Origin of the sequence: Variovorax saccharolyticus, from assembly GCF_030316765.1 — a bacterium.
GTDB lineage: Bacteria > Pseudomonadota > Gammaproteobacteria > Burkholderiales > Burkholderiaceae_C > Variovorax > Variovorax saccharolyticus.
Genome location: NZ_JASZYT010000017.1, coordinates 35,749 through 55,984, shown reverse-complemented (window position 1 = coordinate 55,984; position 20,236 = coordinate 35,749). Strand labels below are relative to the sequence as shown.

Annotated in this window: 16 protein-coding genes and 2 pseudogenes; 8 read left to right on the top strand and 10 right to left on the bottom strand. The window is 64.8% G+C overall.

What is annotated here, in order from left to right; all coding sequences use genetic code 11:
* The first annotated feature begins 580 nt into the window (after nucleotides 1–580).
* The 6 genes and pseudogenes from QTI45_RS33200 to QTI45_RS33175 all read left to right on the top strand — a co-directional run bounded on the left by QTI45_RS33200 (nucleotide 581) and on the right by QTI45_RS33175 (nucleotide 7,580).
* Nucleotides 581–1,435 carry an arylamine N-acetyltransferase family protein gene (locus QTI45_RS33200; RefSeq protein WP_286372402.1) on the top strand — a complete coding sequence of 285 codons (855 nt, stop codon included), beginning with the start codon at nucleotides 581–583 and terminating at the stop codon, nucleotides 1,433–1,435.
* 117 nt (nucleotides 1,436–1,552) lie between these two features.
* Nucleotides 1,553–1,717: pseudogene (locus QTI45_RS33195) on the top strand (integrase); the annotation flags it as partial.
* Nucleotides 1,718–2,412: 695 nt separating this feature from the next.
* Nucleotides 2,413–3,570, top strand: a complete 1,158-nt coding sequence (locus QTI45_RS33190; protein WP_444813197.1) for an HD-GYP domain-containing protein — start codon at nucleotides 2,413–2,415, stop codon at nucleotides 3,568–3,570.
* A 10-nt stretch (nucleotides 3,571–3,580) separates the two neighbouring features.
* On the top strand, nucleotides 3,581–6,280 hold the full coding sequence (locus tag QTI45_RS33185) for a PAS domain-containing hybrid sensor histidine kinase/response regulator (RefSeq protein ID WP_286372400.1): 2,700 nt from the start codon (nucleotides 3,581–3,583) through the stop codon (nucleotides 6,278–6,280).
* A 403-nt stretch (nucleotides 6,281–6,683) separates the two neighbouring features.
* Entirely contained in the window at nucleotides 6,684–6,995 is a 312-nt protein-coding gene (locus tag QTI45_RS33180; RefSeq protein WP_286372399.1) for a hypothetical protein, read from the top strand.
* 282 nt (nucleotides 6,996–7,277) lie between these two features.
* Nucleotides 7,278–7,580 carry a HupE/UreJ family protein gene (locus QTI45_RS33175; protein WP_286372398.1) on the top strand — a complete coding sequence of 101 codons (303 nt, stop codon included), beginning with the start codon at nucleotides 7,278–7,280 and terminating at the stop codon, nucleotides 7,578–7,580.
* A gap of 32 nt (nucleotides 7,581–7,612) precedes the next feature.
* On the opposite strand, the gene QTI45_RS33170 is transcribed toward QTI45_RS33175, so the two are convergent.
* The 8 genes from QTI45_RS33170 to phaP form a co-directional block, all read right to left on the bottom strand.
* Nucleotides 7,613–7,885: a hypothetical protein gene (locus QTI45_RS33170; RefSeq protein ID WP_286372397.1), complete on the bottom strand. Its 273-nt coding sequence runs from the start codon at nucleotides 7,883–7,885 to the stop codon at nucleotides 7,613–7,615.
* A gap of 108 nt (nucleotides 7,886–7,993) precedes the next feature.
* On the bottom strand, nucleotides 7,994–8,236 hold the full coding sequence (locus QTI45_RS33165; protein WP_286372396.1) for a hypothetical protein: 243 nt from the start codon (nucleotides 8,234–8,236) through the stop codon (nucleotides 7,994–7,996).
* A gap of 252 nt (nucleotides 8,237–8,488) precedes the next feature.
* On the bottom strand, nucleotides 8,489–8,869 hold the full coding sequence (locus QTI45_RS33160; protein WP_286372395.1) for a RidA family protein: 381 nt from the start codon (nucleotides 8,867–8,869) through the stop codon (nucleotides 8,489–8,491).
* A 1,073-nt stretch (nucleotides 8,870–9,942) separates the two neighbouring features.
* A complete protein-coding gene (locus QTI45_RS33155) occupies nucleotides 9,943–10,203 on the bottom strand; it encodes an NAD(P)H-dependent oxidoreductase (protein WP_286372394.1) in 261 nt (86 codons plus the stop codon).
* A 353-nt stretch (nucleotides 10,204–10,556) separates the two neighbouring features.
* Complete coding sequence (locus tag QTI45_RS33150) at nucleotides 10,557–12,515, bottom strand: acyl CoA:acetate/3-ketoacid CoA transferase (RefSeq protein WP_286372393.1); 1,959 nt, start codon at nucleotides 12,513–12,515, stop codon at nucleotides 10,557–10,559.
* Between the two features lie 8 nt (nucleotides 12,516–12,523).
* Nucleotides 12,524–13,651, bottom strand: a complete 1,128-nt coding sequence (locus QTI45_RS33145) for a zinc-dependent alcohol dehydrogenase family protein (protein WP_286657381.1) — start codon at nucleotides 13,649–13,651, stop codon at nucleotides 12,524–12,526.
* Nucleotides 13,648–15,333, bottom strand: coding sequence for an acetolactate synthase large subunit (locus QTI45_RS33140; RefSeq protein ID WP_286372391.1), 1,686 nt, complete (start codon nucleotides 15,331–15,333; stop codon nucleotides 13,648–13,650). The genes QTI45_RS33145 and QTI45_RS33140 overlap by 4 nt, the downstream gene beginning before the upstream one ends.
* Nucleotides 15,334–15,397: 64 nt before the next feature.
* Nucleotides 15,398–15,934 (bottom strand): TIGR01841 family phasin, encoded by a 537-nt coding sequence (gene phaP / locus QTI45_RS33135; protein WP_286372390.1) that lies wholly within the window; start codon nucleotides 15,932–15,934, stop codon nucleotides 15,398–15,400.
* Nucleotides 15,935–16,438: 504 nt separating this feature from the next.
* On the opposite strand from phaP, the gene QTI45_RS33130 reads away from it, so the two are divergent.
* Both QTI45_RS33130 and QTI45_RS33125 read left to right on the top strand, forming a co-directional pair.
* The gene (locus tag QTI45_RS33130; protein WP_286657380.1) at nucleotides 16,439–16,609 is read left to right on the top strand and encodes a hypothetical protein; all 171 of its coding nucleotides are present in this window, start codon (nucleotides 16,439–16,441) and stop codon (nucleotides 16,607–16,609) included.
* A complete protein-coding gene (locus tag QTI45_RS33125; RefSeq protein WP_286657379.1) occupies nucleotides 16,606–17,190 on the top strand; it encodes a hypothetical protein in 585 nt (194 codons plus the stop codon). Before QTI45_RS33130 ends, QTI45_RS33125 begins: the two co-directional genes overlap by 4 nt.
* 774 nt (nucleotides 17,191–17,964) lie before the next feature.
* Here QTI45_RS33125 and QTI45_RS35570 read toward each other — a convergent pair.
* A pseudogene (locus QTI45_RS35570) lies at nucleotides 17,965–18,665 on the bottom strand (nitroreductase).
* 2 nt (nucleotides 18,666–18,667) lie between these two features.
* Nucleotides 18,668–20,221, bottom strand: a complete 1,554-nt coding sequence (locus tag QTI45_RS33115) for a class I adenylate-forming enzyme family protein (RefSeq protein WP_286372387.1) — start codon at nucleotides 20,219–20,221, stop codon at nucleotides 18,668–18,670.
* Between the last annotated feature and the right edge of the window lie 15 nt (nucleotides 20,222–20,236).

Genomic DNA, 20,236 nt, shown 5'->3' with positions numbered 1-20,236 from the left:
CTTGTGGCCCCATGCTCCTTCGCAAGTGCGTTCGAAAGTGGGAGCAAACGTCCCTTTCGTTCACGCGGCCGGGAGGCAAGGCTTTGGCAAGGGTGCAATCGTCGGCGGAGGTCGGCACAGCGAGCCCGATGCGGGTGGTGGGGCTCTACGTGCGCTCGCAATAGGCCGAGATCCGTGCGGTCGGGTCTTGACTCCACATGTTCCGGTCAAGCTCGCCAGGGATCAGCTTTACAGCGCTTGAGGTCCCCCCCTGCCGCCAGACCAACTTGCGCTGTGATCCCGAGTGCGGTCATTCAGGTGCCGCGAAATCCCAGGACATTCGGCCGGTCCCAAGGCATTGCGGACATCGCCTGAAGTGCATCCCCTCGCCGACTGCCCCAACCCGATTTCGAAGCCAGATCGAGCCACCGCAATTCACGTCGCTTGAGTGGTGGTCAAGGCCCAAAGCAGACCTTCCGGAGGACTTTTCCAGGCGTCGGAAGCTGCCGTTCGGGCTTCAACGGCCGTCGCAGTTGACTCCAGAAGCCGTGCGCTGCAGCATTGCGAACCGCCCAAACGAAGGATGCCACAGGAAAGTGCGATGACAGGGAATGGTTTCGATCGCGATGCATGGTTGATGCGCATCTTGTACGCTGGCCCGCTAGCGCCTACGCTCGAAACGCTTCGCGGCCTCGTCTTCTCGCAGGCGCACGCCATTGCCTACGAAAGCTTGGACATCACGCTAGGCCGCGTGCCGAAACTCGGCGTGCCTGAACTTCAACGCAAGATGGTCGACCACCAGCGCGGGGGCTACTGCTTCGAACTGAACATGCTCTTTCGCGCTGGCTTGCGTAGCCTGGGCTATCGGGTGACGAGCCTGCAGGGACGTGTCGTTCGCGGCATGGCCATCGACGCACCCCGCCCGGCCATCCACATGCTGCTCCAGGTCGAATTGCCGCAGGGCCCCTACCTCGCGGACGTTGGCTTCGGCAACTTGGCGCCTACGGCTCCGCTGGTGCTTGCGCCTCATGTCGAACAGCCCACGCCGCATGGTCTCATGCGATTCATCGAAGTCAACGGAGAGTTGACGCTCCAGCAGTTGCTGGGGCAGCGATGGGAGCACATCTATCGAGTGATTCCGTACCCGCGGTACGACGCTGAATATGAGGTCGCGAACTGGTACACCGCCACACATCCGGACGCGCCCTATCCGAACAACATGATCGCTGCGCGTCCTTTGCCTGATGGCAGCCGATTGACCATGTTCAATGATCGGGTCACCCTGCGCGCCTCGAGTGGCGAAAGCCATCGGCGCAACCTTGAAACGCCGGAAGCGTTCGCCGCCGTGTTGCGCGAGGAATTCGCTCTGGCGGTGCCGGATCGCGATCTGTATCGGATGCTCCAGGTCGTGGAGCAGCGGGGAACCCGAGGAGCACCCCACCCGTTCTTTGCATGACTCTATTCGAGCGAGCATGCAGTTCTGGACCAGGGCTTCTTTAATGCCTTCTGCCCGACGATCGTTCCCCGTGTTCCACGGCTCGCGATGAGGGACACTGAGATTGGATGCCATGATGTCCAAATGGAAAGCCGAGTGCGTGAGCTTGCCCTGTTCAATCTCGGAATCGATAGGAAGTTGCGGGGCTGTGACCTCGTCAGTCCTAAGGTTCGGGACGTCTGCGACGGCGACCAGGTAGCAACTCGCGCCGTAGTGATGCAACACAAGACCCAGCGTCCGGTTGGGTGGCGAAAGCGCCTTGGCGGCCCCCGCGAGATGGCGGGACTTGTATCACTCGAAGGCAGCGAAAAAGCGGCTCCTTACCGCCAAAGGCGTGTGCGCGCTTCGTACCGGAGGGCGATTGCCCGTTTGAACTCTGCGAGGTGGCGGTCCGCTTTGCACTTGCGGGCCGGGCGGTCCAACTCAGAATGGTGAGAACGAGCGATAGCGCCCCCAGGCCAAGACGTCTGGCGCAGGCCGTAGTTCAGGAGCACGGGGATCGGCGATCCCGAAGCAGCGACGCCCCAGGCCCAGCCCGATGAAGATGGCGCCGCCGGCCAATCCCTTCCGTGCGGGGGGTACGAGCGGCAGCACTGTGGAGGCGACCAATACCACAGTCACGTCCCCGGAAATGTCCGACAGAAGGCGCCGGAAGAGGAACCAGCCCACCCCACTCGAGCAGCGCAGGCAGGAAAGGCCCCGAGGTGAAGGAACTTGCGTTTTCCATTCCAAGCCAGACCGCACCAGGCGGGCTAGCCAGGCCGCCACTCGCGGGAGCCATCAAGGCGCTCGGCGAATGCCGGCCGGCGTGTCGCTGATCGCTGGCATGCGAACGTGACCAATTGGAACGGCCGCCACTACGGCGCCGACGACTGTCCGATTGGTCAGGTCAGCGTCCTCGGCGTATAAGCAGGGCCTGCACTCCAGAAGGGTGAGCTATGAACCTGGATCACGACCCGGCTCGGCGACCGTCCATGCTGATCGTGGACGACACGCCCGACAACCTCGTACTCATGAGCGATCTGCTCAAGGACGCGTACCTTATCAAGGTTGCCAACAGTGGCGAGAAGGCCTTGAAGATCGTGCGGCGCGGCGCCCCACCTGACCTCATCCTGCTCGACGTCATGATGCCCGGCCTGTCGGGCCACGAGGTCGCGCGCGAACTCAAGGACGATGCGCAGACGCGCGACATTCCGATCATCTTCCTGACGTCTTTGTCCTCGGAGCAGGACGAGGCACTCGGGCTCGGACTCGGCGCGGCGGATTACATCACCAAGCCGATCCGGCCACCGGTGCTGCTGGCGCGGGTGGAGATGCAGCTCAAAGTCAAGGCCGCGGCCGACATCTTGCGCGACCACAACGCCCGTCTCGAACAGGAGGTGGCACGCCGCACGCAGGAGTTGATGGCGGTCCAGGACGCCACGATCAGTGCCATGACCTGGCTGTGCGAGATGCGCGATAACGAGACAGGCAACCACATCCGCCGCACGCAGCGTTACATCGAGGTGCTTGCCAATCACCTGCGCCACCATCCGCGCTTCGCTCATTTCCTCGACGATGCGACGATCATGCTCTTGTTCAAATCGGCGCCGCTGCATGACATCGGAAAGATCGGCATTCCCGATCGCATCCTCCTCAAGCCGGGCCGGTTGACCCCCGAAGAATTCGAGATCATGAAGACCCACACCACGCTGGGACGCGACGCGATCGCACAGGCCGAGAAGCACCTCGGCATCGACGTGCCGTTTCTGCGCCTGGCTAGGGAGATCGCCCACGGCCATCAGGAAAAGTGGGACGGCAGCGGTTATCCCGAAGGCCGGTCCGGCGACGACATTCCGATCTCGGCGCGCCTGATGGCCGTGGCCGATGTGTACGACGCACTGATATCCCGCCGCGTCTACAAGCCAGGCATGCCGCACGCGCAGGCGGTGAAAACCATCCAGGAAGGCCGCGGCTCCCACTTCGACCCGGACATCGTCGATGCGTTCCTTGCGCGCGCGGACGGCTTCCGCGAGATCGCCGAGCGCTTTGCCGACACCGAGGCGGACATGGCCAGGCAGATCGATGCGCTCGCCTTCATCGCCGATCCGCCCTGAGGGATGCGCGATGGGCACGCCGGTGGAAGCCACGCAGCCCTCGCTTGAGGCGACACGGGCTTGGTACCAGGGCATCGTCGAGGCGGCGCCCGATGGCCTCCTCGTCGTCGATGCCGAGGGCCGCATTCTGCTCACCAACCAGAGGCTCAACGAGTTTTTCGGCTATTTGCCAGGTGAGCTGGTCGGTCAAGCGCTGGAAACACTGGTTCCGCTCGACAGCCGATCACGCCATCCCGACCTGCGCGCCCGCTTCATGGCGCAAGGGCTGACGCGCCAAATGGGCGGCACACAGGCCGACTTGCAAGGCCTGCGCAAGGATGGCAGCCGGTTTTCGGTCGAGATCGGCCTGTCACAGTTGCCGGCGATCGACGGACGCGGCGCATGCATCTGCGCCTCCGTGCGCGACATCACGCAGCGCCGCACCGCCGAGGCCGAAGTGATGCGCGCCCGCGAGATCGCCGAGGAGGCATCCCGCGCGAAGAGCGATTTCCTGGCGAACATGAGCCACGAGATTCGCACGCCGATGAACGCGATCATCGGAATGAGCCACCTGGCGCTCAAGACGGCGCTCGACAAGCGACAGCGCAACTACGTCGAGAAGGTGCACCGCTCTGCCGAGAACCTGCTGGGCATCATCAACGACATCCTCGATTTCTCGAAGATCGAGGCCGGAAAGATGGGCCTCGAACGGGTGCCATTCCGGCTCGAAGACGTCCTGGCCGATTTTGCGAGCATGGTGGCCCTGAAGGTCGAGGACAAGGGCCTCGAGTTGTTATTCACCTCGCCGGCCGACCTGCCGACGGCCCTGGTCGGCGACCCTTTGCGCCTGGGGCAGGTGCTGGTGAACTTGGGCAACAACGCCGTCAAATTCACCGACGCGGGCGAGGTCATCGTCGCAGTCCAGGCGAACGAGCGGCACGGTGACGAAGTGGAGCTGCATTTCCGGGTCAGCGATAGCGGCATCGGCATGACGCCCGAGCAGATCGAACGCATGTTCCAGGCCTTCAGCCAGGCCGACACCTCTGTCACGCGTCGCTACGGCGGTACCGGTCTGGGCCTGACCATCTCGAAGAATCTGGTCGATATGATGGGCGGCCGCATCTGGGTCGACAGCCAGGCTGGGAAGGGATCTACCTTTCATTTCACGGCGCGCCTGGGCCTGCAGGCGCAACCGCAACCGCGCCGCATGTTCAAGGCCGAAGAACTCCTGGGCCTGCGCGCGCTGGTGGTCGATGACAACGCAAGCGCGCGCGAGATCCTTTCGACGATGGCCAAGGGTTTCGGGCTCGAGGTGGATGTGGCCCGTAGCGGGCAGGAAGCGCTGGCTTGCGTGGCTGCATCCGGGCGCATCGGCCGGCCGCACGATCTGGTGCTGCTGGACTGGAAGATGCCGGGCATGGACGGCGTCGAGGTGGCGCGGCAGATCCATGTGCAGGCGCCCGCGCGGCCCCCTGCGGTCATCATGGTCACTGCCTTCAGCCGGGACGAAGCGCTGGAGGCGGCCGAGCGGCAGGGCATCGGCCTGCCCGTGGTGTTGACCAAGCCGGTGACCCCCTCCACTTTGCTCGAAGCGATTGGTCGGGTGCTCGGCATGGGACAACTGGTTGAGCAGCGGGCGCCGGAGCTTGGCGGTCGCGCCGATGCCGCCGTGGTGCAGATCGCCGGCGCACGGGTCCTCCTGGTCGACGACAACGACATGAACCTGGAGCTTGCGCGGGAACTGCTGGAGAGCGCCGGGGTCACGGTGGCGGTCGCGTCCGATGGCGCGCAGGCGATCGCGCTGCTTGAGCGGGATGGCGCGTTCGACGGGGTGTTGATGGATTGCCAGATGCCGGTGCTGGACGGCTATTCGGCCACCCGCGGGCTGCGCGCCCAGGAGCGCTTTCGCGAACTGCCGATCATCGCGATGACGGCCAATGCCTTGGCTGGTGATCGAGAGAAGGCGCTGGCCTGCGGCATGAACGACCACATCGCCAAGCCGCTGGTCGAGGCCACGATGTTCGCGACAATGGCGAAGTGGATCCATGCACGGCCGGCGACGGCTCGACCGCATGCGGTCGGCCGGCGCGAAGTTGCGTTGGAGCCGGACGACTTGCGTCTTCCTTCCCTGCCGGGCATCGATCAAGTCGCGGGTCTGGCGACGTGCCAGGGGCGTGCCGACCTGTATCGGCGAATGCTGATCAGGTTTCGCGACTCCCAGGCCGACTTCGAGAGCGCCTACGCGATGGCCGTTGACAGCGGCGACGCTTCGGCGCCGGTGCGCATGGCCCACACGCTGCGCGGCACGGCGGGCCACATCGGAGCCGTATCGCTCGCGCAGGCCGCCGCAGCGCTCGAAGCGGCATGTCAAGCGGGGTTGCAGCAACCTGCCTTGACCGAGCCGCTGAGCGCGGTGTGCCGCGATCTGGCTGTCGTGCTGGGTGGCTTGCAAGGACTCGAAGCGGCCGGCAGTGAGGAGGCGGCGGCGCTGCCGGTCGCCCGAGCGCCGGACCGGTTCGGAGCTGTCGTCAGGGACCTGAAACAGCGACTCCTGGACAGCGACCCGGCGGCGCTGGAGCTTGCCGCCGAACTGGAGCAGTTCGTGGCCGAACGCCCCGCGAGCGAAAACGCGATCCGGGGAATCTCCCGGAGGATCAACGCCTTTGAGTTCGAGGATGCACTGGCTCTGGTGCAAACGCTGGAAGCCGAACACCTCCAGCGCAAGGGCTGAAAGGCGCGTCAACCTTCTCGGGCGCCATGCTGCTATGGCAGTCGATTCATCGCTTTCACTTTATCCAGCTCGCAAGCGGCCCGCGAAAGTCGCTGTTTGTCGAGGATCACGGCTGCTCCAGCCCGAGTGCGGCCGTCAAGCCCGGCGACGACCGGTTTCACCTGAGGCGGACATACTTGGAGGGAGCGACGACCGCGTTTCTGATCGGGCCAGCTTGTCAAGCGCAGAGTTCTGGCGATCGCGGCCCTTGCCGCTTTGCAGCACTCGTTGCATGGATCGCACAGCACATGTAAGTGTCAGCACCCCTGTAGGGGGCGTAGATGCATCTTGTTAATAATCACTTGAACGGTAGCCAAATTGAGCTCCGCCCGCCGGCTGGGGCAGCAAAATGCTGCATTGCAACATGAATGCGCGCACTGAAAACCTGATGCTCGGCCTCGACGATCTCGTGGCAGAAGTGGCCCATGCCAGGCGGCACGAAACACTCGGGCGTCTTGCGCTTCTCTGTTACTGCGAATTGAAGCCGTGGGCACGCCATGCGGAGGAAGAACGCTTGGCGCAGCTCGCGTGGGCGTTGAGCACGCGTGGCGTCCCCGAAAGCCGCAAACTGTTCCTACAACGCATCGACGTTGTCATCCAGGAACTTGAGGAAGTTTGTCGCCGTTCGGCACGCACAGAGGCGGCTGATTTGCTGCTCGCTGCACGAAGCCACTGAACAGTTGATTTCCATCCAGAAGTGACCCACCGGGGATGCGGACGAAGACTGGAACTACCAGGAGTAGTTCGTGCATTCGTACGACGACAGAATCCGAGCCGTTGAGCTTTACATCAAGCTTGGCAAAAGGGTTAGGCCCACCCCAAGACAGATGGTTTACCCAACCAAGAATGCTTTGAAGGGCTGGTACACGCGAGTAGCAGCAGCGCCTCGACCTGCCGGTGCGCTATGCAGGCCAGGGACCGAAGTTCTCGCAGGCGGGTGATCGCCTGAAGCTTCGGATTGCTTCACGGCTTCGGATTCGCCGCGCTCTGCGAAATCGGCTTGCCGCGCGGGGCCATTCCGCTGGCGCTGTTGGCTTTCAATGTCGGCGTCGAGTTCGGCCAGCTCGCCTTCATCGGCGCAGTCCTGGGGACGTTGTGGAGTGCCGGTCGGTTGGGGATGTCGGCACCCGTCGGGCGGCGCGTCGCTCAATGCGTGCCCTACGGCATCGGCGCCCTCTCCGGGTTTTGGTTCGTCGGGCGTGTCGCCGCATTCTGGGTTGAGATGCCAACGCGGGGGCGTTGCGCATACTTGGCACCGTAAAGTTCGGTGCGTGAGTCCGCTTTCGCGGATGCTCACCGAGAGGAGGCGGCCCTTGACGCCTTGAGGCGCTCGAGCGTAGCGTCCGGGTGGCCAGCCATCATGCTCAGGCGGGTGAGGTCCATCAGGCGAGACAGGATTTCCTGGATAGCCTCCCGCCCGCTGCCGCCGGGCTGGTTGGTCAGCCGACGCAACTCGACAACAAGTTTCGTTGCGTCAGCAGCGGCACCCGCCGAAATGCTCAGACGCTCGGCCAAGTCCTGCGGCGACGCTTCGACGCGAGCCCGGGTGTCCTCGTTCTTGGTCATGTGCAAGCTCCCCTGTTGAAGGTAGGTCGAGCGTCCGGTCCTGGCGGCAGACGACTGTGAATTGCGCGACGCCCGAGGAAAGATGTGGTCACGACCGACGTTTCGCAGTCATCCCCAGCGCCATTTCGGTGGCTCGCCTTTCAGCCAGCAAATCCCGACCAGGCCGAGGCTCAGAATCCCGGTGGACGCGAGAAACGCAACTGGAGTCCGGTCTGGGCGGAAAACGAGGATGGCGAGACCGAGCAGGAGCAAGTAGGCGATGAGAACCGCCCAGCCTTGCCAGCGCGTCGGGAGACCCCAACCCCAGCCATAGCGTTTCGCCGGAAACCAGTAGCCGCGCTCTTCACCCATGTCGTTGCCTCAACCGTTGACCCCTGCATTTTGACCGGACGACCGATTGTTCCAGTGCGTCCAATTTGCTTGCCCCGTACGAATCGACTCGGCGGGGGCAGAGCCGAGCGACTGCTCCTAGCCTACCGTAGCCTGTCAGGCACCAGGCGCTTCGGGGCGGCCCGAAGCGGACCTCGTGCTCTCCCCAAAACCTGACCTCGACCCATGCGTTTGCGGACTGAAGCGTTCGCTTCCCGCGGCTGCCTGGCAGGGCTAAGCCTCAGCAATCGCTGCAATGGACACTTTGAGTCCCGGAATGCGAGCGGGCAGCTTTGCACCCTGGCGAGCAGGCGGGTCGGAGGGAAACCACTTCAGCCATTCCTCATTCATGCCAGCGAAATCGTCTTCATCGGCGAGCACCACTGTCATGCTCGCCACCTTGTCCATCGAGCTGCCGGCTTCTTCGAGGATGGCGCGTATGTTCGCCAGGCATTGGGCAGTCTGCTCCTGAATGGTGCTGCCTCTGATTGCGCCGGTGGTGGCATCGATCGGCGCCGTTCCGGAGACGAACACGAGCCCGGCCGCCTTGACGGCTTGGCTGTAGAGCGCCGGCGGCTTTGCAGCCTTGGTGGTGAAGACAATCTGACGCGCCATTTCATGCTCCTCTTGGAAGGCGAAAAGTCCCAGGAGGTTGACTCGTTGAACTCATTCGCGCAAGGCTCCCTGTCGTCCGGCTGAAGAGCGCCTAGGCTTCTTCGCCTGACCTGGATGTGCCGACGCGGCGGCACAGGCCAAGGGTGAGCTTGGCGACGGCCCACCATGTGACGGCCCACACGGCGACGACTGCTGCCCATCCAAGAAACGACGGAGCGGCCCAGCCTCCGGATTCGGCAGAGCCAAAGACAGGGATGCCCATTTTCTGCAGCGGCATGAGCGGCAAGTACACCGAAGCTGCGATGAGAGGCGCCAACGGACCTGGTGCGAACAGCAGGCCTGCCGCGTGGAGAAGTACGAGCGCTGCGAAGAGGTGCCAGCTGCGATTGGAGGTCGACATCGAAGGTCCGGAGTTAACCGCCTGTTGAAGTTGCTGATCTTCGGCACTTGGAGGGCCTTGCTTGGCCTGCCGACTGCGGTAGAGCGCCGCGTTTTCGCGCGCGCGCAGTCTTGTTGACGAGGTTCGGCTCCACGGAGAGAGCGAGCGGATAGGTGCGGGGATCGGAGCCCTACGCGTGGTCTCGACGATCGCCCACAGGCTGCGGAACGGAGTTCCGTCGTCGGCGAATGCCTTGCTGGAGTTTACGCGAACCACGCGCAGTCGGCGCCACTGATGCCCGCTCAACGTCGAGCGAGGAGGACACCCGCCCCGTCGCGCTGGTGGCGCGAGCGTTGTTGGAGCTGAGCGCCATGCGACAACAGACATGGAGCCGCAAGCCCGGGGCCATGAATTTGCGGCGCTGGTAGGCGCCGTGACGGACAACGAAAGCCAATCAACGAGTGACGCCGAGGCGACCCTTCGCGCTCGGCGGCAGGGGCTGCGACCGTGCGAGTGGTCCAACGCTTGATTGCATGCGGCCCCAACGCCCGGCGGCAAAGTGATCCTGGAGGGCCAAGCTTGCCTGCGCCCTCGCCCCTGTAACCGCTGCCGGGCCGGAGGCGACACCCTCCACGCAGAAGAACTTCACATCGCGAAGGCCGATCATGTTCAAGATGGGTTTTCAGGTAAGGCGTCAAGAAGTCCAGTTGCCGTGAACCTTCGCCGGAGAATCAGCCGCCCGAGGCCACTGCAACGATGACTGGGCGGTCGCGCAACAACCCGACTTTCCCGTTCGGACCGACATCGAATGTGTGTCGCACGCGAGCGACTGGTCGATCCAGAGTTTCAACGCAGCAGGGACGGTGTCGTTGTGCATGGGCGTTGCGATGACAAGGCAGTCGGCTTGCTCGAGTTCCCTGATCAGGACTTCGGACCTTGCCGCCGTCCCCGCCATCGACGCGTCCGCAGACGACGGCCGCGACAGCGCGTAGTCTCGTCGATGCGCAACAAGGCGTCTTCACAGAGCAGACGCTCCACCACTGTGGCGGAAGGCATGTTCATCCGGGCTATCTCTCGAATGGACGGTTGCTCACGCAATGCCTAACGTCTGATGACACCCAGTGTCGCCACGTCAATCACTCCTGTGCTCCTGCTACCAAAGCAGCAGGTTAGGGTTCTTACGTGGGTCAGGTTTGGATGGAAATCGTCGGTGCAGCTCACGCTTGTCTACGCAGTCGGACCCGATCCGAAGGTCGGCGCTGCACGCATTGCTCAGACGGAGCGGAGATCCGCCCGAACCGGCGCCAATCAAGGCATCCCGGCAGCCAGAACGTGAGGCCGGCGCAACAGGAACTCGATCGCTTCGGACTGCGTCTCGAACAGATGGGCGGCGCCCCGACGCGAGGACAGCGACGCGCCGAGTTTCAGGCGCATGAAGGCGCTCGTCGTGTATCGCGCCGCAGTGCTGTAGTACTGCGCATGCAGCTCCTCAACCATTGCGAAGTACGAATCGCTCAGGGATTCATCAATCTGGAAGCCGTCATAGTTGGCGACCAGTGCCATCTTGCAGCCCGCTTTCCGGTGCAGCGCAGCGAGCACCCGGCGCACGCAGTCGACATCGTCCATGTCCTGGATCGAATACCCCTGGAAGTTGACGAACAGGATGTTCCGCTCGCTGTCATAGCTGATCCGCTCGGTCAACTGGCGGTCAAGCAGTGCGGCCGACAATCCCATCGGCCCGGCCCCGTAAAGACGGCCATCCATGCGTTCGACCTGCTCGATCAAAGGCTGGAATCCCATGTGCGCCAAGATGTCCCGGTCGATGTCGATGCCGGGCGCCACCTCGGTCAACTCCAGTCCGCCCGGCTGCAGCCTGAACACGCAGCGTTCGGTCACGTAGTGCACCGACTGATGCTTGCTGACGGCCTGGGGGCCGCTGAACGTGATCTGCTCGACCGCTGCGACGAACTTCGAAGCGGCGCCTTCGTTCACGATGCGCAGCCTTCCGTCTTCGATGGCGACTTCGAGGCCGCCCGCCGTGAAAGTGCCGGCGAAGACCACGCGGCGCGCGTTCTGGCTGATGTTGATGAAGCCGCCGGCGCCGGCAAGCCGGCTGCCGAAGCGGCTGACGTTGACGCTCCCGGTGCGATCGACCTGTGCCATGCCGAGGCAGGCCAGGTCGAGGCCGCCGCCATCGTAGAAGTCGAACTGCTGATTCTGGTGAAGCAGCGCCTGCGTGTTGATGGCGGCGCCGAAATCGAGTCCGCCGCTCGGCATCCCGCCGATGACGCCGGGTTCTGCCGTCAGGGTCAGGTGATCGAGCACGCGCTCCTCGGCGGCCACGGCGCCGAGCACCTCCGGCACCCCGATGCCGAGGTTGATGACGCCTCCCAGCGGCAGTTCGAAGGCACAGCGCCGCGCAATGAGTTTGCGCTCGTCCAGCACCGCCACGGCGATCCTGTTGGCCGGCACCCGCATCTCGCCGGAGAAGGCGGCGTTGTAGGCGGTGCCGTAGGTCTGCTGATGCAGCGCCGGCGACGCCACCACCACGCAGTCGACCAGGACCCCCGGAACGACCACGCTTCGCGGGTCGAGCGTGCCGGCGGCAGCGATGCGCTCGACCTGCGCAATGACCAGGCCGTTGGCGTTGCGCGCCGCCATGGCGGCCGCTTGCGCATCGAGCAACAACGCTTCGTGCTCCATTGTGATGTTACCCAGCGGGTCGGCGGTGGTACCCCGGATCAGCGCCACATTGATCGGAAAGGCCTTGTAGAAGAGCCATTCCTCGCCGTCGATCTCCATGACCCGCACCAGTTCCTCCCGGGTGCGCTGATTGATGCGTCCGCCGCCTTGCCGCGGGTCGACGAAGGTACCGAGTCCCACCTTGCTCAGGGTGCCGGCGCGGTGCGCAGCGGCGTCGCGGTACAGGTGCGAGATGGTGCCCAGCGGCAGGTTGTAGGCCTCGATCAGGTTGTCGGTGGCCAGTTTGGCGAGCTTCGGCACCAGCGCCCAATGGCCGCCGACGGCGCGCCCGACCAGGCCCTCATGGGCCAGCCTGTTGACACCGCGTGTCTTGCCGTCCCCCGGCGCGGCCGCGAAGACCAGCGTCAGCTCACACGGGCCCTGCGTCGCCAGAAAGCGCCTTTCCAGGGCGACGATCAGTTCCTCCGGCGTTCCGATCCCCACAAAGCCGGAGCAACTCACACTGTCACCATCTCGGATCAGCGCGATGGCCTCGTCGGCGCTGACGATCTTGTTCCGGTTCATGACGTCCTTCAGTCGAACACGATGACCTGCCGGATGGCCTTCCCTTCGCGCAGAAGATCGAAGCCGTGGTTGATGTCCTCGAGCGCGATACGGCCGGTGAGCAGCTTGTCGACCGGCAGCCGCCCCTGGCGGTACAGTGCCATGTAGCGAGGGACATCGCGCGAAGGGACACAGGTTCCGATGTAGCTGCCTTTGAGCGTGCGCTCTTCCGCCACGAGATTGACGGCCGCCAGGGGCAGGGTCGCCGTCGACGGCGGCAGACCCGCCGTGACGGTGGTGCCGCCGCGCCGGGTGATCCGGTAAGCCAGGTCGAGCGCCGGGATGGACCCGGCGAACTCGAAGGCGTATTCGACGCCACCCGCGCTGAGCTCTCGAACCTGCGCAAGCGCATCGCCCTGCCCCGCGTTGACCGTGTGCGTGGCGCCCAGTGCGCGAGCCTGCGCCAGTTTGTCGTCCGAGAGGTCTACGGCGATGATCTGCCGCGCGCCGGCGCACTGCGCGCCGATCAGCGCGGCGAGGCCGACCCCGCCCAGGCCGACGACCGCCACCGATGCGCCCAGGGGAACCTGCGCCGTGTTGACAACCGCGCCGACGCCGGTGAGGACCGCGCAGCCGAAGAGCGCCGCTTCGTCGAGCGCCACCGCGCTATCGATCTTGACGAGCGAATGACGAGAGACGGTCGCGTACTCGGCAAACACGGAGCAGCCGAGATGATGGTGGAGGACCTGTCCAACATGGGAAATGCGCCGTGCGCCGGACAGGAGCGTGCCGGCGCCGTTGGCGGCTGCACCTGGCTCGCACAAGGCCGGCCGGCCCTCTGCGCAAGGCGGGCAATGGCCGCAGCTCGGCACGAACACCACGACCACATGGTCGCCGGCCTTCAGATCGGTGACCCCGTCGCCGAGGCTTTGGACCACGCCGGCAGCCTCGTGGCCCAATGCCATCGGCATCGGCCGCGGACGATCGCCATTGATGACAGAGAGGTCCGAATGGCACAGGCCCGCGGCACTCACCTTGATCAGCACCTCGCCCGGCCCCGGGGGCGCCAGGTCGACCGTTTCGATGACGAGCGGCCTGGACGATGCGTAGGGCGGCACAGCGGCCATCTGCGGAAGTACGGCGGCCTTGATCTTCACGTGAGTGTCCCCGGTTGGGCGGCGATTGCTGCGACACGATTGCGCAATTCGTCGACCAGCACCCGGCTGTTCTCCGAATAGTCGATCGGCACGGCGACGATCTGCACTCCGCCTTCGGAGAAGGCCGCTTCGAGCGCGGGCGCCAGTCCTTCTGCGGTCTCGACGCGGCGCCCCTTGGCACCGTAGGCGTCGGCGTACTTCACGAAATCGGGATTGCCGAAGGTCATGCCCCAGTCGGTGAACTGGTCGACCGACTGCTTCCAGCGGATCATTCCGTACGCGTTGTCCTCGATGATCAGCACCACGAGGTCGAGCTTGAGTCGGATGGCAGTCTCGAGCTCCTGCGAATTCATCATGAAGCCGCCGTCACCGCACACCGCCAGGACCCGGCGCCTCGGATGAAGCAGCGCGGCCATCATGGCCGATGGCAGGCCGGCGCCCATGGTCGCCAACGCATTGTCGAGCAGCAGTGCATTCGCGGTGCGCGTGGGATAGCAGCGTGCGAACCAGATCTTGTACATGCCGTTGTCGAGCGCGACGATGCCGTCGTCGGGCATGACTTGGCGCACGTCATGGACGATGCGCTGCGGCGTCAGCGGATAGCGCGATTCGGTGGCGCGGCTCATCGTGCGCGCGAGGATTCCCTCGCGCTGCGGCAGCAAGGCTCCGGCGTTCGGCAGGCGGCCTTCGACGCGATCGGCCAGCTGCGCGAGGCTCGGGCCGACGTCGCCCACCACCTCGGCATGCGGGAAGTACACCTGCTCGACGGCGGCCGGCATGAAACCGACATGAATCACCAGCGGGCCGTCGGGCCCCATGATGAACGGCGGCTTCTCGATCGTGTCGTGGCCGATGGCGAGGATCAGGTCCGCCCGGTCGATCGCTTCGTGCACATAGTCGCGCTCCGTGAGCGCGGCGGTACCCATCCAGAAGCCGGCCCTGCCTTCGGCGATGCCGCCGCCAGCGACCGTGCCCTTGCCCATCTGCGTATTGAAGAAGGGAATGCCGACGCGGCGCACGAAGTCGGCCAGCTGGCCTTGCAGCCGCGGGCGATTGCTTGCCGCGCCGAACATGACGAGCGGGCGCTTCGCCCGCATCAGCATGGCGGCAGCCCGTTCAATGGCCGCTTCATGCGCCACCGGCAGATCGATCGGGTGAACGGAGACGACGTTCACGTCGTGCGCCACCTGCTCGGCGGCCACGTCTTCCGGCAGCTCGAGATGCACCGGCCCGGGCCGCTCCTCGGCAGCGACCCTGAACGCATCGCGGACCACCGTGGGAATGCTTGCGGCATTGACGATCTGGCGCGATGCCTTCGTCAACGGCTTCATCGTGGCGACGATGTCGACGATCTGGAATCGCGCCTGGCGTGCCGTCATGATCGCCTTCTGGCCGGTGATCAAGACCATCGGCATCGCGCCCAGGTGCGCATAGGCCGCGCCCGTGACCAGATTGAGCGCGCCGGGACCGAGCGTGGCCATGCACACACCAGGCTGCCCGGTCAGGCGCCCATGGGTTGCCGCCATGAAGGCGGCAGATTGCTCATGCCGTGTGAGCACGAGCTCGATGCTGGATCGTCGCAAGGATTCGACGAGGTCGAGGTTTTCTTCACCGGGCACGGCGAAGATCCGTTCGACGCCCTCGTTCTCCAGCGCCTTGACGAAGAGGTCGGATGCTTTCATGGCGATCTCCCGACGCAGCGGAATGTCTTCTGCGCGCAAATGAACGGTAGCGCCGATTTCCAGATCAGGTCTCAATCTTCGCCAATGCGCTGGACGAGGCCTGTGCGGCGGTTTCGCTGGCTTTCGTGACATTGGCAGCCACCGTCTCGGACAGCTGTTTGGTCGCGTCGTTCATGCGCTTGTAGGCCTTGTTCGACGTGTCCAGGGCAGACTGCGTCAGCGAAACAATCTTGTCGGAACTGGGAGTGTTCCCGAAGAAGCTGCTCATGGCGGCGAGCAGTTTCGCCTGTGCGCTGGCAACGCTGTCCTCGTATGCGGCCCGTCGCGCCGTGTCGAACGTGGCGAAGACCTCCTGCACTTGGCGCCCATACGCCAATGCCTTGATCGGCGCGGCTTGCAACATGGCCGCCTGCAGCCTCATCAGTTCCAGCGGGCTGCCCGTGGAACCGGCGAGTCGGCTGCCCTCCTCGCTTTCAGACATCAGCGTCTTGAGCGTCTGCAGGTTGAGCGAGGAGAGCGTCTCCGCTCCTTTGAAAGCCTCGCCAGCGAGGCTGAAGATCGTGTGCATGGAAGCGGTGGTATCGACAGCAAGTGAAGTCATGGGGGCTTTCTGGAGGTAAAGGAACGAGGGCGACAGATTGCTGCAGTGCAGCATGACCAAGTGTGAGGCGCATGGAGTGGCGACACAAGCGAAATAGCGGGCGTTACACGGCATTAGAGGAACGCACTCAAAGCAGGCAACGAACGTCGGGTGTCGAGCGCTGTCTATCGGCTTCCTGATGCCGCCTGCGAAGCTCAGACAGATCGTTGCATTGACTGTTAATGCCCGCCCCCCGCCTTGACACCGACAAGCGATCACGGGCGTACCCCACCCCGCTAGAGAGCGGAGGGAGCCGATCACCTTGCCATTGCGTCGGAAGCGCGTAGCATCACGACCCCTTCTCCCACTGGAGGTTTTTGCCACCTCCACCTCCGCGCCAGGTCGGCTTCCATCAAGGAACCTTCGAAAGTCGCACTACTGTCAGCGAGCTTGAGCGACGTCAGGCGGCCGCGTCGGTTCAAGGCAGATCGCATCGGCCGCTCATGGAAACCCGAAGGAGATGACATGATCACCTACGTTGGTTCGATGAGCTTCCCCGAAGAGGCAGTGCAAACGGTCAAGGTAACGACCAAGCGCTCCGCCGCGGCCAAGGCAGAGAGCAGGTTTCAACCTTCGCGAGCTGCGGCGCGCAGGAGTGCATGGCGGCATACCGACCGAGCACAGGTGACATCATGACCGCCGAACTCGTTCGAAATGAGAGCGCTTGCCGCAGCGCCGTCCTGGCTGGTGTCCTCGTTTTCAGCGGCGGAAGCATCGCGTTCGCCCAAGGTACGCTCAACACCTGCCTTTCGGGCTACGAGGTCTCGCGCGGCACCGACGTGGCCGGCGGTCTGCTGACCAAGGGCGTGACCTTCGCCGGCGTCGACAACCTTTCCAGTGACGGTGGTGTCCCCAACCCTGCCACCTGTGCCTGGACCACGAACGGCAACGGCGGTAGCTGGACTGCAAAGATCGATCGCATCGGCGTGGCCGGAATCGGCGGCAGCGGCGTCACAGTCGTCGGCGGACGTTGGTACTGGCTCGATCGCGACAACAACGTGCGCTTCGGCCGGGTCGAGGGGGGCTTCGTACGGTGGCCGGGCACCGCCGATCAGGACATCGGCTGCGGCGCAGGCGTGGCGCAGTTCGCACTGTCGGTGCGAAACCAATTTTCTCCCGGCACCATCGCTGGCTGCCTCGATGACACCCACCTCGACCCCACGAAACAACCGTTCGTCTTTCCGCCGCGCATTTCGGGTGCACTCCGCCTGAACTGAGCGCCGGCGCATGGCGACGGCGATCGCGAAGCGGTGGCCATGGCCGCCCTTGGGTCGGCGGTGCAAGTCAGCCCTGCGCAGTCATTCGCCAACCTCGGTCTCCTGGAAGGTCGCCGTCGTGCGGCGCAACAGTTCGAGCGACGGCACCAGTCGAATCCGGGAGCTGATCGCGCCACTGCGGCTGGCCGGGTGCCGACGAGCGACCACCTGCCGGTCGCGAAGCAAACCCAGTCCTCAGCGCTCATGAGTTTCCGACCTTCGCCCGAGAACGCCTCCGATCCCTGACATATGGCACCAACGGCTGCTGCGCAGCGGTCGCGGCCGCTCACGCCGGACGCCCGTACTCACAGTGTCAATTGCTCTGCGTTCATCGAGGTCCCACGGTCTCCGGTCGCAATGACCGCTCCCCACAGATTGGGCGACCTTCATCCGAGCTGAGGCGACGGGGCTCCTCCGAACGCCCAATCTCACCCGCCGACGCAGGCATCGGCAGGACGGATCCAAATCGTCTGCGGGAAGCGACGCATCTCGGCCAGCACACGTTCGAGCGGTGCGGAGGAAGCGCTGACAGCCCACTGTATGGCACATCAGCGGCAAACTGGTTGATCAAGTCCTGCGCCGCCGCTATCGCAGCGCCAGACAGCACACACAGTTTCGTCGCTCGTCGACCCATCGCCGCAGCTGCTGCTGACAATCAGCATCGACCCGTGGATCACCAGACTGCAGCGGCAGCGGAATGGACCCTTCGGCGTTCTCAACCGGCGTCCAGCTCCTTCAGTAGACGCCGCAGGCTTCTTGCCGAGGAGCAAACCCCCGGTACTGCGCAAACGACTCCACCGGCTCACGCTCGGGCAGCCACCCATTCTCGGGAGCCTCGCGGTCGGCGTGGCCCAGCGCCATGCCGCACACCACCATCTGATGCGGCGGGATATCGAGCAGCTCGGTCAAGAGCTTCGGCAGCATCGCCCAGGCCATCTGCGGACAGGTGTCGAGGCCGCGCTCGCGCGCTGCCAGCATCAGGTTCTGGAGGAACATGCCGTAGTCGACCCAACTGCTCTGGGTCAGGCGCCGGTCGATGGTGAAGATCAGCCCCACGGGCGCATCGAAGAAGGCGAAGTTGCGCGCATGCTGGCGCTGCATCGCGGCCTTGTCGCCGCGCTCGATGCCGAGCGACGCATAGAGCGCCAGGCCATTGCGGCGCCGGCGCCCCAGGTAGGGCTCGACCCATTCGGGCGGGTAGAGGGGTACTCGCTCGCGTGCTGCCCCGCTTCGTGGTGAAAGGCCTGCTGCGCGCGATCGCACAGGCGCTGCCGCTCCCCGCCCGCCAACGCGATCACCTGCCAGGGCTGGATGTTGGTCCCGCTCGGCGCGCAGGCCGCCAGCGCGAGGATCTCGGCCACCGTGGCCTGCGGCACCGGGGTCGCCAGGAAGGCGCGCACCGAGCGCCGGCCGCGCATCGCGGCGGCCACGTCCATGCTCAGACCGAGCGCCACTGCTCGCCCCAGAACTTCGCGCGCACGTCCTTCTTGAGCAGCTTGCCCACCGCGCTACGCGGCAGCGTGTCCCAGAACTCGACCGACTTCGGCGCCTTGGTGCTGCCCAACTGCGCCTTGCAGATCGCGATCAGCTCGGCTTCCTCGAGCTTCTGGCCAGGCTTGAGCTGGACCACGGCCTTGACCGCCTCGCCCCACTTGTCGTCGGGCACGCCGACCACGATGCAGTCGAGCACCGCGGGATGGTCCTGGATCGTCTTCTCGATCTCCACCGGGTAGATGTTGAATCCGCCCGAAACGATCATGTCCTTGAGCCGATCGACGATGGTCACGAAGCCGCGCTCGTCCGCTACGCCGACGTCGCTGGTGTGGTGCCAGCCAAAGGTCGAGGCCTCGGCCGTCTCCTCGGGCTTCTTGTAGTAGCCCTGCATCGACATCGAGGAGCGCACAACGACCTCGCCGCGCTCGCCGGCCGGCAGCAGGTTGCCCTGGCCGTCCATGATGCCAACCCGCACCACGCCGACCGGCTTGCCGGCCGCGCGCACCGCGGCTTCGTCGAAGCTGCCGTCGGCCAGCAGGTAGTCGGACGGGCGCTTGACCAGGATCGGGATCAAGGTCTCGGTCTGGCCGAAGCCCTCGTACATGATCGGGCCAAACACGCGCACCGCTTCCTTGAACTTCTCGGGCGCGATCGGCGCGGCGCCGACGATGAAGCAGCGCAGCGAGGAGAAATCGGTCGTCTTGGCGCGCGGGTGGGCGAGCAGCGCATAGACCGCGGTCGGCGGCAGGAACAGATGCGAGACCTTCTCCTTCTCGATGGCGTTGAAAATCGTGTCGGCATCGAAGCCCGGCAGGATGATGGTGGCGCAGCCGCGGGCCGCGAAGCCCAGCACGATCAGGCCGGCGGCATGCGTGAGCGGCGCGATCACCAGATGGCGCGACTCGGGCCCGACCGGGAACTCGCTTGACAGCGCAAGACCCATCATCTCGAGCGTGCGGTGGGTATGGACCGCGCCTTTCGACGGACCCGTGGTGCCGCCGGTGGGCTGCAAGAAGGCGACGGTGTCGGGCGTCTCGCAGGCGTTGCGGAACGGCGTCCAACAGCCTTCCAGCCAGTCCTGCATCGAGATGCCGTGCTCGGAGGCGGCGTCGATGCAGACGTAGAGCTTGGCCTTCGACAATCTGGCCTTGAGCACCGGGACACAGCTTGCGAACTGGCTGTGGAAGAAGACGATGTCGGCATCGAAGTAGTCGAGCACCTCGGCGTTGGTCTCGATGGTGTTCTTGATGTGCACGGAGAGCCAAGCCATGTCGGCGAGGTTGATGCCCAGGTGCAGCAGCGTCACGCGGTGATCGTTGGGCGCGTAGATCGCCACGTGCGTGCCCGCACCGGCGGTCTTCTCGCGCACCAGTGCATGGGCGATCGCGTGCGCGGTGCGCTGCGCCTCGGCAAAGTCGATGCGCGTGGCGCCGTCGACAAAAGCCAGGTTGCTCGGGTATTGCGCCGCGGCGCCATCGAAATAGTCGGCGATTCTCATGATTTGTCTCTCGTT

Coding starts and splice junctions, on each gene's coding strand:
- QTI45_RS33200 (WP_286372402.1), top strand. CDS start 581: ATGACAGGGAATGGTTTCGATCGCGATGCATGGTTGATGCGCATCTTG.
- QTI45_RS33190 (WP_444813197.1), top strand. CDS start 2,413: ATGAACCTGGATCACGACCCGGCTCGGCGACCGTCCATGCTGATCGTG.
- QTI45_RS33185 (WP_286372400.1), top strand. CDS start 3,581: ATGGGCACGCCGGTGGAAGCCACGCAGCCCTCGCTTGAGGCGACACGG.
- QTI45_RS33180 (WP_286372399.1), top strand. CDS start 6,684: ATGAATGCGCGCACTGAAAACCTGATGCTCGGCCTCGACGATCTCGTG.
- QTI45_RS33170 (WP_286372397.1), bottom strand. CDS start 7,885: ATGACCAAGAACGAGGACACCCGGGCTCGCGTCGAAGCGTCGCCGCAG.
- QTI45_RS33165 (WP_286372396.1), bottom strand. CDS start 8,236: ATGGGTGAAGAGCGCGGCTACTGGTTTCCGGCGAAACGCTATGGCTGG.
- QTI45_RS33160 (WP_286372395.1), bottom strand. CDS start 8,869: ATGGCGCGTCAGATTGTCTTCACCACCAAGGCTGCAAAGCCGCCGGCG.
- QTI45_RS33155 (WP_286372394.1), bottom strand. CDS start 10,203: ATGGCGGGGACGGCGGCAAGGTCCGAAGTCCTGATCAGGGAACTCGAG.
- QTI45_RS33150 (WP_286372393.1), bottom strand. CDS start 12,515: ATGAACCGGAACAAGATCGTCAGCGCCGACGAGGCCATCGCGCTGATC.
- QTI45_RS33140 (WP_286372391.1), bottom strand. CDS start 15,333: ATGAAAGCATCCGACCTCTTCGTCAAGGCGCTGGAGAACGAGGGCGTC.
- phaP (WP_286372390.1), bottom strand. CDS start 15,934: ATGACTTCACTTGCTGTCGATACCACCGCTTCCATGCACACGATCTTC.
- QTI45_RS33130 (WP_286657380.1), top strand. CDS start 16,439: ATGATCACCTACGTTGGTTCGATGAGCTTCCCCGAAGAGGCAGTGCAA.
- QTI45_RS33125 (WP_286657379.1), top strand. CDS start 16,606: ATGACCGCCGAACTCGTTCGAAATGAGAGCGCTTGCCGCAGCGCCGTC.
- QTI45_RS33115 (WP_286372387.1), bottom strand. CDS start 20,221: ATGAGAATCGCCGACTATTTCGATGGCGCCGCGGCGCAATACCCGAGC.